General features: G+C 58.5%; 13 protein-coding genes. 5 read left to right on the top strand and 8 right to left on the bottom strand.

Translation table 11 applies throughout. The features are described from left to right. Positions 1–40: 40 nt before the first annotated feature. On the top strand, positions 41–1054 hold the full coding sequence (locus JJQ76_RS04520) for a radical SAM protein (protein WP_210395534.1): 1014 nt from the start codon (positions 41–43) through the stop codon (positions 1052–1054). On the opposite strand, the gene JJQ76_RS04515 is transcribed toward JJQ76_RS04520, so the two are convergent. Then, positions 1040–2482: an FAD-dependent oxidoreductase gene (locus JJQ76_RS04515; RefSeq protein ID WP_210395533.1), complete on the bottom strand. Its 1443-nt coding sequence runs from the start codon at positions 2480–2482 to the stop codon at positions 1040–1042. The genes JJQ76_RS04520 and JJQ76_RS04515 overlap by 15 nt on opposite strands. Before the next feature lie 162 nt (positions 2483–2644). Here JJQ76_RS04515 and JJQ76_RS04510 point away from each other — a divergent pair, with 162 nt between their 5' ends. The 4 genes from JJQ76_RS04510 to JJQ76_RS04495 are packed head-to-tail and all read left to right on the top strand — an operon-like array spanning position 2645 to position 6893. After that, on the top strand, positions 2645–4162 hold the full coding sequence (locus tag JJQ76_RS04510) for a hypothetical protein (RefSeq protein ID WP_210395532.1): 1518 nt from the start codon (positions 2645–2647) through the stop codon (positions 4160–4162). A 1-nt stretch (position 4163) separates the two neighbouring features. Beyond that, complete coding sequence (locus JJQ76_RS04505) at positions 4164–4418, top strand: phosphopantetheine-binding protein (RefSeq protein ID WP_210395531.1); 255 nt, start codon at positions 4164–4166, stop codon at positions 4416–4418. Next, on the top strand, positions 4405–5937 hold the full coding sequence (locus tag JJQ76_RS04500; RefSeq protein ID WP_210395530.1) for an AMP-binding protein: 1533 nt from the start codon (positions 4405–4407) through the stop codon (positions 5935–5937). Before JJQ76_RS04505 ends, JJQ76_RS04500 begins: the two co-directional genes overlap by 14 nt. An 11-nt stretch (positions 5938–5948) precedes the next feature. After that, a complete protein-coding gene (locus JJQ76_RS04495) occupies positions 5949–6893 on the top strand; it encodes an aspartate/ornithine carbamoyltransferase family protein (protein WP_210395529.1) in 945 nt (314 codons plus the stop codon). Positions 6894–6908: 15 nt separating this feature from the next. Here JJQ76_RS04495 and JJQ76_RS04490 read toward each other — a convergent pair whose 3' ends face one another. The 7 genes from JJQ76_RS04490 to JJQ76_RS04460 all read right to left on the bottom strand — a co-directional run bounded on the left by JJQ76_RS04490 (position 6909) and on the right by JJQ76_RS04460 (position 15751). Next, the gene (locus JJQ76_RS04490) at positions 6909–8714 is read right to left on the bottom strand and encodes a hypothetical protein (protein WP_210395528.1); all 1806 of its coding nucleotides are present in this window, start codon (positions 8712–8714) and stop codon (positions 6909–6911) included. Further along, a complete protein-coding gene (locus tag JJQ76_RS04485; protein WP_210395527.1) occupies positions 8711–11287 on the bottom strand; it encodes a sulfatase-like hydrolase/transferase in 2577 nt (858 codons plus the stop codon). The genes JJQ76_RS04490 and JJQ76_RS04485 overlap by 4 nt, the downstream gene beginning before the upstream one ends. A 63-nt stretch (positions 11288–11350) precedes the next feature. Then, on the bottom strand, positions 11351–12172 hold the full coding sequence (gene ccsA / locus JJQ76_RS04480; RefSeq protein WP_210395526.1) for a cytochrome c biogenesis protein CcsA: 822 nt from the start codon (positions 12170–12172) through the stop codon (positions 11351–11353). Then, positions 12169–13020 carry a tetratricopeptide repeat protein gene (locus tag JJQ76_RS04475; RefSeq protein WP_210395525.1) on the bottom strand — a complete coding sequence of 284 codons (852 nt, stop codon included), beginning with the start codon at positions 13018–13020 and terminating at the stop codon, positions 12169–12171. The genes ccsA and JJQ76_RS04475 overlap by 4 nt, the downstream gene beginning before the upstream one ends. Before the next feature lies 1 nt (position 13021). After that, a complete protein-coding gene (locus JJQ76_RS04470; protein ID WP_210395524.1) occupies positions 13022–13966 on the bottom strand; it encodes a formylglycine-generating enzyme family protein in 945 nt (314 codons plus the stop codon). Continuing rightward, complete coding sequence (locus JJQ76_RS04465; protein WP_210395523.1) at positions 13963–14760, bottom strand: formylglycine-generating enzyme family protein; 798 nt, start codon at positions 14758–14760, stop codon at positions 13963–13965. The genes JJQ76_RS04470 and JJQ76_RS04465 overlap by 4 nt, the downstream gene beginning before the upstream one ends. After that, a complete protein-coding gene (locus tag JJQ76_RS04460) occupies positions 14741–15751 on the bottom strand; it encodes a hypothetical protein (protein WP_210395522.1) in 1011 nt (336 codons plus the stop codon). Before JJQ76_RS04460 ends, JJQ76_RS04465 begins: the two co-directional genes overlap by 20 nt. Positions 15752–15754: the final 3 nt, after the last annotated feature.

Below are 15754 nucleotides of genomic sequence, written 5' to 3'. Positions count from 1 at the left end.
TCCTCCAATAATTGGGTATGTGGGTGGTTGTCGGAGCAGTATGTTGATCAGAAGTATTGAGGCGCAGTGGATGTCGGTTAGTCGTTATCGCTTCTACCTCCGGCTGCTGTTGCGCTGGTTGCCACACGCGCGTTGGCGACAGGTGTGGAATCTGATCCTGTTTCGGCTGTGGGTAGGGACTCGGCGAGATTGCCTGCCTTGCGGGCCGATAAATGTGCTGGTCTGGGCCAGTCGCCGCTGCAACAAGCGTTGCAACTTTTGTCACTATCACGGCGAACTTGCTGCCCCCTCTGCGGAGGGGCAGGACCTGTCGGTTTCAACGTTCCTCGCGATGCTTGAACATCCCGATCTGAAACGTAGCCTGCGGCTGTCGTTTTATGGTGGCGAGCCGTTACTCAATCCGGATCTGCCGGCGATGATTCAACTGGCCCGTCACCGTGGGCACTTGGTGTCAATCAATACCAACGGGCGTCTGCTGGCCAAGCGTGCTGCGGAACTGATCGCGGTGATGCCGGACCTGCTCTGTGTCAGTGCTTATCCTGAGGATATAGACGCTTTGCGGCACAGTCTGCCGCGACTGACCCCCGTGGTGCCGGTGAAACTCGGTGTGCTGTTTGAGGCCGGCCAGGAGTCAGTAGTTGAGCGTACATTGCAGTTGGCTGCCGATACCGGCGTGCAGGCCGTATTCGTCGAGTATGTCTGTGGCAATGGGGTAGTGGCCGGGGCGGATGGCCGCGACTTGATCAATACGGAGTTTCGCCGGCGTTGCGAACGACGCTTCGGGCGGCAGCTGTTCATCGTCTGGCCCGCGCCGCGGGCCACAGAACCACGCTGCGCCGAATTGTGGTCAACCATGGTCGTAACGCTGGATGGGCAGGTCGGGCCGTGCTGTGTGACTCCTCTGGCTACCTACCATGGCTCACTGTTTGCATCCGAGGGCGGCTGGAACGCTCCCTGGCGTCAGCATCTGCGGCGAGATTTTCGCCAGGGGCGTTTGCCAGATTACTGCGTGAACTGCCGGTTTGCTTACTCTGATCCGTTAGAGTTGGGTTGACCCTTTGCCCGATGCTGGTCTGCAGTGCTGAACCAAGCGGGCAACCTCATCCCGGGCACTCAGCATAGCCACGTCCTGATTGTCGTACTTGTGCCGCCCGTTACGGCCGATCAGTGAGAGGTTTTCGATTCCTGTTAAATAGTCGAACAGGCCCTGCGTGTGACGGTAATTGCCGGTGTAGGCCGGATAGGCTTTCGGAACCCTGATCGGATAGCTCGCTGCCAACGCTGAACCATTGAACAGGTTGATCTGCTCGGCCTCACGGATCGCCAGGCGACGCAGTTCCGCATCGCTCTGTTCCCAGAGATCATCGCCTTGAGCGCAGAAATACTCGAAGCCGAGCCATAAATGACGGTCGGCATCGGCAACCAGATGGGGGCTCCAGTTGTGGAACAGTTGCACCCTGCCCAGCCGTAGCCCCGGTTCTTGGATATAGATCCAATGGTCCTCTGCCGTGGCGACCAGACAGTTGGCATCAAGCAGCTTTTTGTCCAGCAGTAGCCCGATGGTGATGAAGTCCCGATAAGGCAGCGCTTTGGCTTGCTGGCGAATGCTTTCAGGCGGGTGCGCTTCCAGCGCCCCGACAAGGTGGGAAATCGGCATCGAACTGAATACCGCCGTGCAGGTAAGACTCTGACGCCCCCGAGGGGTTTCCATTTCGGCTGCGACGATACGCTGGCCTCGCAACGTCAGCCGCGCCAGTCGGTGATTGAGCCGTATCTGTCCACCGCTATCGGTGATCGCGTCGGCGACCCGCGACCATAGTTGCCCCGGTCCTCGAGGCGGGTACCAGAACTCTCGCGTCAGGCTGGGCTCGTCGGAACGGGGAATGATGCTATCGAGCAAGGCCCGGCTGATCGAAATTCCTTTGACGCGCTCAGCTCCCCAGTCGGCAGCGATCTGGCTACAAGGCACTCCCCAGACTTTTTCGGTGTAGTCAGCGAAAAAAGTCCGATATAGCCGTTCGCCGAAGCGGTTGATAAAAAAGTCTTCCAGATGGCGCTCCGGCAATCTCGGTCGGCAGCATGCGTGCAGGTAGCTGAACAGGAATCCTACGGCACGTGTCCAGCCCAGTTGGCTAAGGGTGGCCGGGGTCGGAGACAGCGGGTAATCGAACAACCGGCCGGCATACAAAATACGTGATTTTCGCTGCTGCACGAGCATGTGATCGAGAGGTTGATCAGTTGCCGCCGCGTGGATGGGAATGAACTGCTGCCACCAGTTGCGTACCCACGCTGAGTTGCTATGAAAGCGATGGCCGCCGATATCCAGACGATTGCCGTCACGCTCCTCCGTCCGTGACAGGCCGCCGATCTGGGATGAAGCTTCGACTACCAGCGGTGTTAACGATGTTTGTTTGGCAATCTCATAGGCGGCCGTCAGCCCCGCGGGACCTGCTCCGATAATCAGTACTGTCGATGAAGGCACGGTAGTGGGGTCGCTGGTTACTGGGGGGAACGAGGGGGCAGACTAAAGTAATTCGGCACCGGAATAAAGGCTAACGAAATTGACTTGTTAGCCGGTTAAACCCTAGTATTCGTGCGAATTTTCAATCGCCTCACTTTCGTCAGGCGGACGGGCGTAACACCTATGCAACTAACCTTGGTGCCGGCTATTGAGCGCTCGCCGCGCCTGTTGACAGCGGCTCAGACCCTTGTCGGGCGGTTGGTCCTTATCGCCATCGCCTGGCTGCTACTGGTTCTGCTCAATTATCAATGGCCACTACCAACCGTGGCGGCTCTGGCTCTGTTCATATTATGGCCCCAGTATCGAAGAGAGTGGCTATCGCTGGCGACGGTTGGGTTCTGGCTTTTTGGTTTTCAATGGTTTGGCGAACAGGCGATTGCTGAACAACTGCAGTTATTTGCGTTGGGTCCGGCTGCGTCGGCCGTTGCGCCGCTAATCAGCCTGGCGCTGGCAGTGCTGCTTATCGGTGGTATTCACGCGCTCCTGTTCCAGTTGCCGCGCTGGAACATTCGTCCGCTGGCCGGGGCCATAATTCTTTACGCCGTACTCGCTATTTTGGCTTCGTATGCGCCGTTAGCGGAACCCTGGCGCGCGGTATTGTGGCTGTTTCTGATCTACTGGAGTCGCTTCTTCTGGTTCGGTGCTTATACGCTGCATGACTGGAACAGACCGCTCCCCGGTCGGTGGCGACAACTCAGTCACGCCCTGCCTTTTTGGTCGCCGAGTGATATCCCCTATCCCAAAGCCGCCGCTTATCTGCAACGGATCGAAGCGAAAGATGCCGAGGCGGCCGCGGTGAGCCAATTGAAGGGGGTTAAACTACTTTACTGGGCCCTTTGGCTGGTTCTGTTTACCGCGTTGTTCAAGGCGACTTTTTACGGTTACGGCGAGTTGTTCGGAGGCTATGTCCGCCTGGTCCGTGACCAGGGGGAGTTGCTGCTGGGGGCAGATTCATGGGCGGTGGCAACGGGAATTGTGATTCCCCAGTGGCTGCATGTCGATGACTACTTCCGGACCTTTGACTACTGCGCAGTAACTGCATGCGATGATAGCTGGCGCAACTGGAAGGCAATCGGGGCACGCTTTATCGAGGATCTGTTGTGGACTGCGGTGATGGGACATGTGGCGATCGGAATCGTGCGACTGGCGGGCTACAACGCGCTGCGTAATACTGTTAATCCGGTTGCTTCGCGCAGCATTGCGGACTTCTGGAATCGATACAATTACTACTTTAAAGAGCTATTGGTAAACCTGTTTTATTTCCCAGCGTTTCTGTCCCTGCGGTTCTGCCCACCGTGGCTGCGAATGTATCTGGCGGTTATATTCGCGGTCTGCTTCGGCAACTTTTTGTTTCATCTGGTCAGAGGAATTGATAGCACCATTCGCTATGGTGTCTGGGACGCCGTGTGGGAGTTCCGGACATTCTTTCTCTACACCCTGATACTGGCCCACGGTATTTTCCTGTCCCAGTACATTAATGAACGCCGGCGTGGTCGTAAAAGCTGGCTTGAGAGACGTATAGCGACACCAGTAATTGTCCTTGGTTTCTTCTGTTTGGCCACTGTATTTGTGGATCACCGCCGAGGGACCAGTATCGAATCGCAGCTGAAGTTCATATTGTCTCTGTTTGGGCTGAACTAACGTGGATATCCGGTCTTCACTCAGGCAGTTTATTGAGCAGCGGCTGTTGGAATATGGCGATACCCCGGACTTTGACGGTGACGAATCGTTAATCCTCAGCGCACGGCTCGACTCGCTTGCGGTGCTGTTTATCGTCATGCACATTGAGCAGGAGTTTGGCGTGTATTTCGATGAGTTATCGTTCGAACTGGAGGATTTCGATACCTTGGATCAGATGGTCGTGCTGGTGGAAAACGGGCTGAATGATGGCCGATGATGGCAACCTGAATCTATGTTCCAACCTATACCGACATGCGCTGAAGCACCCCGAAGCGGTCGCTTTATCGATCGCTGGGTGCCAGTTCAGCTATGGCGAGTTGGCGACTGCCGTTTGCGACCAGGTGCGCACGTTGACGGATCGGGTCGAAACCGGCAGTCGCGTAGTGGTTGTGGGTCGCCGGTCTGTCTCGGCCTATGTCGGCACATTGGCGGTAGCGTGGCTTGGCGGGACCTATATTCCTCTGCTGAGCCGTTATCCTGACGCATATATTGCGCCTCTCCTGGAGCGCTTGCAGCCGACTCTGATCCTTGCCGACAGCGCCGCCGAGTGTTCGCGTCTGGCAGGACTGACCTCACGACCGGTGCGACAGATCGCTGAACCTGCGCAGGTCTATACCCCCGCAGAGGGGTTAATGCCTCCCGCAGCGGTCGCACCTGATGGGCTGGCCTACATGGTGTTTACGTCTGGCACCACCGGCCTGCCTAAAGTCGTGGCGCCAACCTATTCCAACGTGACTCATTTCTGCCGGGGAATGCAGCAGCGTTTTCAGTTCACGGCGTCTGACCGTTTCGGACAGTACGTCGAACTGGACTTTGACCCCTCGGTCATCAATCTTTTTTGTGCGTTTGCGGTGGGCGCCAGCTGCTGGGTTATGAGTGAAACCGAGGTATTGCTGCCCTGGTCATATTTGACCCGAAATGAGGTGACGGTACTCTACTGTATGCCGTCCTTGGCGGCCCTGGCTATGCGCGATGGCATCGCTTTGCCGGCCTTGAAGCATACCCTGTTTGGCGGCGAAACACTGACACCAACGATCGCTGAACGCTGGCGTACCGTTGCTCCGCAAAGCTCTGTTCATAACTACTTCGGGCCAACGGAAACTCTGGTGGCGTGCTCCTCGTTTCACTATCAGGAACCGACAGCGGTCACACCGGAGCGGAACTCGGTACCGGTGGGGTTTCCTCTGCCAGGTGTTGTAATGCGAGTGGTTGATTCTGCCTTGCAACCCTGCAATGACGGTGAATCGGGCGAAATTCTGGTGAGCGGCCCCCAGGTTATCAGCGGTTACTGGCGGGATGAGGAACGTTCTCGCGATGCGTTCGTCTGCTTGGATGACAGCGACCTGCGTTGGTATCGCAGTGGTGATCTTGGATACCGCGATCGTAGCGGGTGTTTTCATTTTCTCGGCCGAATCGACAACCAGATTCAGCTGCGGGGCATGCGGGTGGAGATTGACCATATTGAAGCGGTTGCGCGGCGCTGCAGCGGTTGCGAACAGGTTGCGGTGATTCCCTGGCCTGTCGTTGACTCAAGGGTGGAGGGACTGGCGCTGTTCCTGGAGGGCGAGCCTGCCCCGCGCGCGGCGTTGATAACGGCATTAACCGAAGAACTGCCGAGGGCGCAGATCCCCTCTGTCATTCGATGGCTGTCGCCCCTGCCCAAAAGTCGCACGGGCAAAGTGGATCGCAAGCAACTGGCCAGCCACCTGGCCGCACCCCGTCCAACTGACTCCTGAGGTTTGGCCCCATGCCTGGTCGAGAAGACAGTCTGATAACCCTACGCGATTGGCGCCCCGCCGATTATCTGACCTTGTTTGAACTAGCCGATGAACTTGAGGCTGACTACCGTGCTAGCGGCCAGCTTGAGTTATTGCGTCATAAAACTCTGGTGACAGCTTTCTACCAGCCCAGCACTCGTACCCGGCTGGCCAGCGAAGCCGCCATGTGGCAAAGCGGCGGGCGCGTGCTCGGCTTTGCCGATCACCGGATGACCCGCGCAGGTGATTTTTATCAGGAATCCCTCAAGGATACGGCCCGGATGTTGGAAAACTACGGTGACCTGATTGCGTTGCGCCACTTTCAGGAGGGGGCCGCAGCGGAGATGGCGCGCTGGGTGCGCGTTCCGGTGATTAACTGCGGTGATGGCTGGGGCGACCACCCAACTCAGGTGTTGACCGACCTGTACACCATCTGGAAGCGCCTTGGCAGTTTACAAGGTCTCTCGTTTCTTCTGGTTGGTGATATGCGAATGCGGACCATGCACTCAATGCTGCACGCGCTGGCCCGGTTTGACTGCGACGTCACCTTGGTCCATCCCGATGAGATGGAGGCAGATCAGGCCCGCTTGCTCGATGCCCGGGCGATGGGGCTGCGCTGGCGGCGTGCGGAGTCGGTGTCGGCGGCACTGGGTGGTACCGATGTGATTTACATGGAACCAGTGGTGCAGCCCGATTACACCCACAGCCGCGAAGCAGCTCCTGAAAGCTACGGCCAAACCGCTCCTGCTTTCCGGCTGGATCTTGAGGCGTATGAGCGTCTGGCCCCGCAAGCGCTGATTGTTCACTCTTTCGCGCGGATGGATGAACTGCCGACTGCATTTGATGAGCATCCTCATGCCTGTTACTGGCAGCAGTCGGCCAATGGCGTGGTAGTGCGCAGGGCGATTTTTGCTCAACTGCTCGGTGCAGCATAAAGCCGGGTCGGGCCCCTACTCGGGTATGACGCGGTATAGCAGATAATCGCGTTGTAGTGAAAGCGGCAACTCAACCGGCGTCAACCACGGAGGAGGAGTGCCCGCGGCAAGCAGACTGATGGTTGACTGCGGCGACTGCTCCAGCAGCGGAAGATAGCGCGCGAGATAGTTGTAGCAGTAGGCGAAGTATTCCACCTGATGTTGACGAGCCAGCAGTTCGGTTTGCGGGCTGATGCCCTTGTCCCACTGAAGCTTAAAGCCTGTCTCGATACCTGCTGCGTTGCGATGGTAGGGTGCGCCGATAATGGAAAAATCGCTGTAGTACAGGAATTTGGGGCCGTCGTACAGCCAGGTAACGATGGCGCCGCGGTCAGCGTTCATGCTGCTGGCGTTCCGCTGCAGATGTTGGGCAAGGTCGTACATGCGGCAATAGCCCTCGCGCTCCAACCCCCATGTCGGTGGATGACGGGGTACCAGGGACAACCCTGAAATACTGGCAAGGAGCAATGGTGTGGCCGCAATCAGACCGCTGGATACCGCCCGGCTGGCACCGTGACGGTACTGAGTGCCAAGCCACAGTACGGCCTCGGTCCAAGGCAGGAGGCAGGCCAACTGCATCATGGCCAGACCACGAAACCGCAGCAGTGCGTAGATGGCTGTCACCGTGGCGAACACCAGATAGAGAGCGGCCCTGCGGCGGCTTGCAGCATTGTTGGTGTGCAGTAATCCCCATGAAAAAACCAGTGCTACGGCCAGCGGGAAGAAGTCGATCAATCCGCCAAGCAGGGTTCCGCTTGCCAAATAAGAGCGTTCGTCCTGACTGCTTTCATCCATCAGGAACTGTACCAGCGGAGATAACTCGGGGTGGGGGCCCTGCAGGTAGCCCGGATAAACAGCCAGTAGTGCAGCCACCAGGGTCAGGGTGATGGTGGCGGCAACGGCCGCTTTGCTGCGTGCTCGGTGGTGATCGACTCGTTCAAGCAGTAGCGCGCCCAGCCAGATCGCTGCGCCCAGCCAAAGCTGTGCGATAGACACCTGGTCGTAAAGTGGTTCGAACCAGCCTTCGACGGGATGTTGTGCCATAACGGCAATCCCTAAGGTCAGGCAGAGCGCAGTTGCGTAGCGAGCCAGGTCAGAGATAGCGTGGCGCGATCCATTCAGCCACCAGCAGAACAAGGAAAGGCTGCAGGCCGCTACCAGCACTAAGGATTCGATCGAGATCCAGACGACGAACCCGCTGGTGACCCCGCAGTAGTATGCAAGTAGGCCTGCCCGCGGCTCTTTGGCCAGGCGGCGCAGCATCAACAACGTCGCCAGGAATCCAATCAGCAGCAGTGCATGATGATCCGCTTGCCCTAATGCTGTTTGGTGATAAACCCCTCGCAGTGTGGCGAACAGGGTCAGGAGCAGGGCCAGGTGAGCCACTTTCCAGGTGCGGCAAGCGAAAATCAGCAGCAGCATCAGCACCCACTGCAGCAGGGGGGCGTTGATCATGCCCCAGATGTGCAGCGCCTGGGAAAAGTCAGTGAACCAGTTGCCGATTGTTGCGCCAGCGAGCAAAAGCATCGCGTAAGGGAGGCTCCAGTGGATCGAGCTGCCGTCAGGAGGGTTGATGCGGGGCTGAGCTTGGGCGGGTAGGGTGCCTGATTCCCAGGCATCTCTAACCCAGCTCAGCCACAGATAACTGTCAGAATCCCACAGCAGCTGCCATCCCGTTGCCGGTCCTGTTTGACTGACGTTCAGGATCAGAGCCAGCCCTTGAACTGAGATACACAGCAGCAGCGCATACAGGGCCAGCAGAGCAAAGGTGGTGCGGGTCACGGCTGGCCCTCGTCAGTGGGTGGTTGCGCCGCCACGTCAAAATCGACGCTGCCAAGATACTGCCCGTGTTCCCATACTTCCACCCGCCAACGGCCGTGCTCAAGAGTGTTGGGCGGAGTTAGTTGTTTGTAGTACGTGTTCCAGCCTGGCGCGAGTCGGGCGTCAAAGGCGTGGGCCTGAAGTGAAGGAGAGACTAGTACCAGGGTAAATAGGCGCTCCCGATCAAGCCGGTGCCAGCGTGTTTCTATGGTGAACCTGTGCTGGTCAGACAATCGGTTGTAGCCGAGAAACTCTTCTGTTTTCAGCGCAAGATAGCCAACCCGGACCGATTGCAGGAAGTTGAGAATTCCGGCGTTGGCGGAGGGCTGGGTATAGCTGACTTCAAAGGTGGTTGTTGCCTGCTGCTCGTCGCCACTCACGCGCAAAGTCCAGCGGCCCGATTCCAGCGGTGCAGAGGCGGGTAGTTGCATTGTCAGCAGGTTGGCGTCGGGTGTGACCTGTGTTTGTTGTCTGAACTGCTGCCCACTGGGGGAGAGCCAACTGATCTCGACGGACTGTTCTGTCCGCGGACGTATCCAGCGGCTGCGGGCATAGATCGGATCTCTGGTCGAGAATACCGGCGCAATGTCAAACCGAGGAGGCATCTGGGGCACGGTTTGGCGCAGGTGGCCGGTTACGGGGGGCGTCGGCCCCTGGCGTGGCATGGGTGTCCCTGTCTCTTCGAACCCCTCGAGCTGTGCCAAAAAGGCCTGATTTTGTCTTTGGTACCAGTTGCTTAGTAGACGCTCATAGACTGTCATGCGGGACTTTAGCGTCTCGTCATCCAGCACCGACTCCTGCTTGCTGAGGTGAATGAGTGCTGGCGATTGGATGCCGTGGTTGGCAACGTAAAGCCAGGAGCCGTCTCTGAGGCCCCAGTGGCCAGGCTGGTTGCCGTCATGGAAGTAGACGATGCGTTGCTTAAATTGGGCGGATAACAGGTTCTGGCCGGGTAGTGGTGGAATCACGGGCAGGCGCCCGAAAGACAACAGAGTCGGCATGAGATCAGCGTGAGTAATTACCCGCCGGCTGCGCAGTGGCTGCGGACTGTAGCTGGCATACAGCATCAGCCATCCGCGCACGGCATCGTTATGCAGCTGATTGCGTGCTAGCGGGTGATCTCCGGTAACCAGGATGATGGTGTCCCGCTCCCGTCGCTTGAGCGCCGTGACCAGTTTGCCAATCTGGGCATCGATGAACCTTAATGCGCGCAGGTAGCGCTGCTTTTCGCTAACGCCTGGATTGTCGTTGACTGTCAAGTCCTGTGGCAGGCTGTACGGATGGTGCGGGGCGTTGCTGAGGTAGTGGAGAAAAACCGGTTCTTGCTGCGCAGCCTGATCGAGCCAGTTGATGGCGCTGTCGATAAAGTGGCGGTCGTCGCCCCCCCAGCTGTTGAGACGCAGGATGTCTTGGCTGCTGGGCGATAATTGACTGAAGTCGTAACGAGTTTGATAACCAGCCTGATCAAAGAAGTGATCCATATGGCGAAACCGCAGGTCCGCTGCGCTGAAAAGGCCGGTACGATAGCCCTGCTGTCGCAGCTGCTGCGCCAGGAACGGGCCCTGATAGCGGTAGGTGGTGAGTTCCTGCGGTTGGTTGTAGGTGGGCTGATGGCCGCCGGTGACCATGGCCATATTCTGGTGTTCGCTGCTGCTGACCGTTACATAAAGCTGGTCGAACAGCAAAGCGCGTTTGCCCAGCGCTGCGAGTTGCGGGGTAAGTTCGGCTGACAGCTCTCCATCTGCGCTCAATAGCTCGCTGGCACCGACAGACTCCAGCGTGATCAGAACCAGGTCAGGTGCTTCAGGGCGCAGAGACGCTGCATCGAGAATGGCTTGCAGTTCATCAGTTGAGTGGTCTGCGGCGGGGTTGCCAAAACGTAGGGAGTACAGCTCAAGGTCGTAATCGACCTCTTCTGTCAGGAGAGTGCGTTGCTGTTCCTGAAGTGCCCAATAGACGAGCAGGCTCGGGTATTTGGTGCCGTGGGCCACCAGCATCACGGCAACCAGTATGACTACGCAGGTCACCGCCATCAAAGGGGAGCCCGGGGGGCGGGACGGAAACAGCCGATTCAGTAGAGGTGCTGCGGGGGGCGTTATCAGAAGGGATATGAGCAGAGAGAACAGAATCGCCAGCGCGGTAGTGAATGACAGATAGTCGCTTAGGGAGCTGGCCAGAAATGGCAGATTTTTAAGGTCAGCCAGCCGTGCCCAGGGCAGGTGATGGTGAAAAAAACTGATTGCGACCAGGTCTGCGCAAAATAGCATGCCCAGAACCAGCATCAGCGCCGGTGCCACCCAGCGAGTGACGGGGATGCGGGCAACCATTGCAACCATGCCACCCCAGAGCAGCAGGGCGGTCAGGTTGGCCAGCGCAATAGCCAGGCCGTCGGACTGCGCCGCCGGATTGGCGCTGCTAGCGACCTGTTCCAGTTGCACTGCGCCGAGCGCGGAAAGGAGGGCGTATCCGCCGGAGGCGGTGATAGCCACCCAGAGCCAATGCCGGGGATGGTTGCATTCGGCGCAGCTAGTCACGGAGCGGCCTGCGGTTGAGTCGGGTCGCTAGCGGGCACACACCGGGGGTGGGCAAGGTACGGATCAGACCACGCCCTTATGCAACGCAACGGATACAAAGGGAATGCCAAAGAAAGTAAAGAACGCGATTACAAAGGTTGCGATGACCAACCAGGCGTTGGTCGCGGGAGAGGTCTTGAACTGTGACCTTACATGCAGGGTCAACCCGATTGACAGCCAGGTGATCAGTGACCAGACCTCCAATGGATCCCAAGACCAGTAGTGTCCCCAGGCATCGTTGGCCCAGATAGCGCCGGCGACGATACCCAAGGTGTCAAAAATCAGGGCCAACGCCATGCAGCGGTGAATGGCATCGTCGAGGGTGGCGTTCGGCGGTAGACGGGCGAAGCGCTTCTCGCCCCAGTGGGTGCGGCGCAACAGCACGATACCGCCGATCCCCAGCGCTACAAAGGCAGCCCCAAGGAACAGTTTGATGAAACCTATATGAACAAACAGCCAGATGGTGTGATAGGTCGGCGGGAGCGACGAATCGGTCATGGGTACCATCAGCATCCAGGCCATGACGATCAACACTATCGGTAGTAGCAGCGCAGCGAAAATCCGTACACGTGGCAGTAACCAGTATCCAAGCACGACTGCGGCCATCAGCCCCCAGATGTTGGCGGAGAGCATCTCGAACATGTTGATAAACGGAAGATGACCGATTCGCTCCCAGCGCAGCCCGATGGCAATGCTGTGCGCCAGCCAGGATGCTGCCATCAAGGCCAGTAGCGTGCGCTCGGTTCGTTTTTGCAGCACGGCGGTAAAAATTGCGATCACCGTTGCCAAGGTATAGCCCACTAAAGAGGCCCAAAAAGCGATCAGTTCCAGTTGCAACAGATTCATGGTTTAAACAGTCCCGGAGTGCGGTCGGAATGGCGAATTTCAAACTCCATACTGCCATCGGATTGTTGGGTGTCCCATTTGGGCATCATGGTCGCGGTACCGAGACCATCTCTTCGAATCTGGCTGGGCTCCAATCCCGGTGGAACGCCTTGGGTTGGTCCCCAGGGGCCTTTGCCAAGCTTGGCCTCCCACTCCCATAGCGCCGAGCGGGCTTGGGCTACGTGGATCTGGTTGGGATCTGGCTCATCGACCAGATGTAAAAAACTGCGCATGCCACTCATCGCGGCTTGCAGATCCCCTAAACCTTCGTAAGCGATGGCAGCACCGAAGTAAGCGTTGGCCTGTCCCGGGTTAAGGTCGATGGCGTCGAGAAAAAAGTCCAGCGCCATGCTTGGGTCGCCGGTCCTCAGCAGGGCAAATCCCATGTTGACATAGGCTTCCGGCCGGCGGGGATCGAGCTCAATCACCCGGTGCAGGGCAACCTTGGCCTCCTCGAAACGCTCTGCATGCAACATGGCGAGGGCCTGATTGAAGCGCAGCGCTACCTCAGCTTGCTTGGCTTCTCGCTGGTGCTGCAGGGGTTCCTCGCGCGGATCGGCGGTCGGTAGGAACGGTTGCACAGGCTGCACCAGATTGCGGTTAAATTCACCATCCGGTACGACATCGCGCGGGCTGTGAGGTGACTCGGATACACTGCGGGAGTCGCTCAAAGGCTGGGCGACTTGCGGCGAGGTAAAGTTATCCATCAGTCGTCCTGCAACCGCAACCACCAGCATAACGCCGATCAGTGCGGGGATGCGGTAGTCGCGGCGCCGGCGCGCTGCTGGGGCGGGGCTATGGTCGCTCATGTCAAGGTACCACTATTTCCGCTGTGCCTTGCTCCAGGTGGGCCATCACCTGATCCGTGTCGATAGCAAAACGGGCACCAAAGCACACAAAGCTGTAGTCCGGGTGATGACGGGCGCGGGAAAAGACGTTCAGGCCATCAGCATTGGAGGCCCAGCGGCCGCCCTTCAGCACTTTGGATGGGTCCTCGTCATCCACCGTCGGATAGCCCTCTTTGTCGGAGACCGGGTTGCGGTCGCCATCCTTGAGCGCCAGATCGTGGGGCAGGTTGAACCAATCTTGCACATACTCGTAGACGTTCCCGGCCATATTGTAGGCGCCGTAAGGCGACTGTCCCTTTTGGTAAGCGGTGACAGGGACTGAGTTACAGCCGGAGCTGGTGCCGAAACCGGCGAAGGTGTCGTCCGGGAAGGTGTTCCCCCAGGGGTACATGCGTTTGTCAGTGCCACGTGCCGCTTTGACCCATTCGGTCTCCGTGGGCAGACGGAAGCCCATCCAGTCTGCGAATTCGGTAGCCAGATTCCAGCTCAGGTGAGTAACAGGCAGGTCGCGTTGCTCGTCAACCAGAACATATTCGCCATCGGGACTGCGCCGGACGCCACAGCCCTCAGTTTCACCTTTGATGTACTGATCTCTGTGGGTAACCGCATCTTGCTGCATAAAATTACGGAAATGACGTGCGCGCGCTTCGTACTTGGCGATGTAGTAGCTGTCTTGCCAGATCTTAACCTCTTTGTACCAATGGTCTTTGCCATCTTTAGGGTCCAGCTCCGGCGGCAGGGAGCCGAGTTCGGTGGCATACCAGAACCAGCCTTCCGGCACGTACACAAACTCAACACCGTTGATGATCACCTCACGGGGAGGGACTGGGGTGTCGGCGACAGCGGGCAGGCCTTGCACCATAAGCAAGGCCGCAGCGGCGTGTACGAGTTGTTTCACGGTGGTCATGATTCTTTCTCCGTGCGTACCAGACGCAGCCCAAAGGTGGGTAGCTCCTCTCGGGAGGGGGCGTAACTACGCCGTTGGCACCCCATCTGGTCGTAATTAGTGCGGTAACTGCCGCCGCGAAGTGAGTGCGGTTCGTCGGGCGCAGTGGGGGCGTAGCTGATATGGCCTACTTCACGATAGGGGCGGTAGGGGGAGGCTGTCCATTCCCATACGTTGCCTAACATATCATGAAGGCCGTAGCCATTGGGTTGCAGCATGCCGCTGGTTTGCGGCCCATCCTGCTCATAGCGTGCCACTTGGTGCAAAGGCACCCCCTCTGCCGGGTGTTGGCTGCCGCCGAGGCAGGCATACTCCCACTCAGCTTCGGTTGGCAGGCGAAAATGATACGGCCCCTGATGGCGCTTGTTCAGATGCTTGGTAAACTCCTCTGCCATCACCCAGCTGACCCCGCGCACGGGCTGCTCTGGGCTGCTGTTCCCCGGGGGAAGCGGCATTAGCGTTTGCCATTGTTCAACCGATACTTCATAGGTGGCGATCCAAAAACTCTCAAGGCAAACATTGTGGCGTGGAATGGCATCTTCGCCGATGGCCAGGTTGTAGCCCAGGCGGCCGATAATCGAGAGATTCTTGGGGGGCACAGCGGCGTCAATGCCCATTTCAAAGCAGCCCTTGGGAACGGCGGTAAAAAGGATGCCGGTCGAAGGCTCGCTCCAGTGTGCAAGCGGGGCTGCAAGTGAGTGACTGGCTAGCGCCGCCATCAGCAGCAGCGACAAGTCAGGACGCAAGCGAGGCATGGTGCAGTTCTTTGCCTTGACGAAGGGGACGGAAAAGAATCCGCCCGTAGAGCCATAGCAGCGACAAGATGCCAGTGGCGACGGTGGCGATAATCCACGGAGTCATTGGTTCGTAGACGATCTGGTAGCCCATCCAGGTGTTGAGGTGGTGGTAAGTGAGGGTGGCTCCACCCAGTTGCAGCGATTCTCCGGGGCGGATCCGGATGCGCTGGTCGTCGGTGCGGACGATCAACGAGTGAGCCAGTGTGCGGGTGTCGATCTGGCCGCCGAGCAGAGCCGGTGCCGGCGCGTTCTCGTCGCGTTCCAGCATAAACCACAACTCTTGGCTGTTGGGAGCCGTCCAGGCCGCCGCATGGGCAAAGCCGGTGCCTTCGCGGTTGCCCAGTTGGATGGTGCCCAACACCGCAGGCTGGGCATCGGTTTGCCACGAAAAGACCGGCGAGTAGCCCGAGAAGCCGGTGGCGAAGATACGGTAGCCATCGACGATAACCGGGCGGTCGTTGCCGATTACGCTGACCTGTGGCCGCCCATCAGCGTTCCACCAGCGCACGCGATTATAAGTGCGGTTGTCGTTCTCGCCTTGCTTCAGAGCATCGGTGAAGCCTTCGTTGCGGAAGCGCAAATTGCGGTAATCACGGGGGTGCAGCGGGCCACTGTTTTCGACCTGCAACTCGCCCTCAAAGGCGGTGTTCTCCGAGAGGATAAAGCCCCCTTTGAAATAGACTAGCCGTGCGGCCAAAAACAGAGCCACCAGTGCCAGCAGGGCCAGGTGAAAAACCAGTAGTGGCAGGTCCGCGCGAAAGCGCGGCAGGGTGACGATGGCTGCCAGCAGGTTCAGGATCAGCAGGGTAAACGGCAGCAGCATCGCGGTGGTCGCCAGTACGCCGTACTGAGCCACGGCCAAGGCACCGATCGCCGAGGTGACAAAAAACAGCGCCGTCAGCCTGGGGGACGCCAGTCGTTGCAACCCGATTGAGATCCGATAAGCCATCAC

The sequence above is a fragment of the Motiliproteus sediminis genome (genome assembly GCF_017912535.1).
GTDB lineage: Bacteria > Pseudomonadota > Gammaproteobacteria > Pseudomonadales > Balneatricaceae > Motiliproteus > Motiliproteus sediminis.
Note: the sequence above shows the minus strand (reverse complement) of the source record. Positions and strands in the feature narration are given on the sequence as shown.

Bases quoted from the DNA above. Each gene is read 5' to 3' on its own strand.
- ccsA (WP_210395526.1), bottom strand. From the start codon at position 12,172: ATGAATCTGTTGCAACTGGAACTGATCGCTTTTTGGGCCTCTTTAGTG.
- JJQ76_RS04510 (WP_210395532.1), top strand. From the start codon at position 2,645: ATGCAACTAACCTTGGTGCCGGCTATTGAGCGCTCGCCGCGCCTGTTG.
- JJQ76_RS04500 (WP_210395530.1), top strand. From the start codon at position 4,405: ATGATGGCCGATGATGGCAACCTGAATCTATGTTCCAACCTATACCGA.
- JJQ76_RS04495 (WP_210395529.1), top strand. From the start codon at position 5,949: ATGCCTGGTCGAGAAGACAGTCTGATAACCCTACGCGATTGGCGCCCC.
- JJQ76_RS04460 (WP_210395522.1), bottom strand. From the start codon at position 15,751: ATGGCTTATCGGATCTCAATCGGGTTGCAACGACTGGCGTCCCCCAGG.
- JJQ76_RS04475 (WP_210395525.1), bottom strand. From the start codon at position 13,020: ATGAGCGACCATAGCCCCGCCCCAGCAGCGCGCCGGCGCCGCGACTAC.
- JJQ76_RS04520 (WP_210395534.1), top strand. From the start codon at position 41: ATGTTGATCAGAAGTATTGAGGCGCAGTGGATGTCGGTTAGTCGTTAT.
- JJQ76_RS04465 (WP_210395523.1), bottom strand. From the start codon at position 14,760: ATGCCTCGCTTGCGTCCTGACTTGTCGCTGCTGCTGATGGCGGCGCTA.
- JJQ76_RS04470 (WP_210395524.1), bottom strand. From the start codon at position 13,966: ATGACCACCGTGAAACAACTCGTACACGCCGCTGCGGCCTTGCTTATG.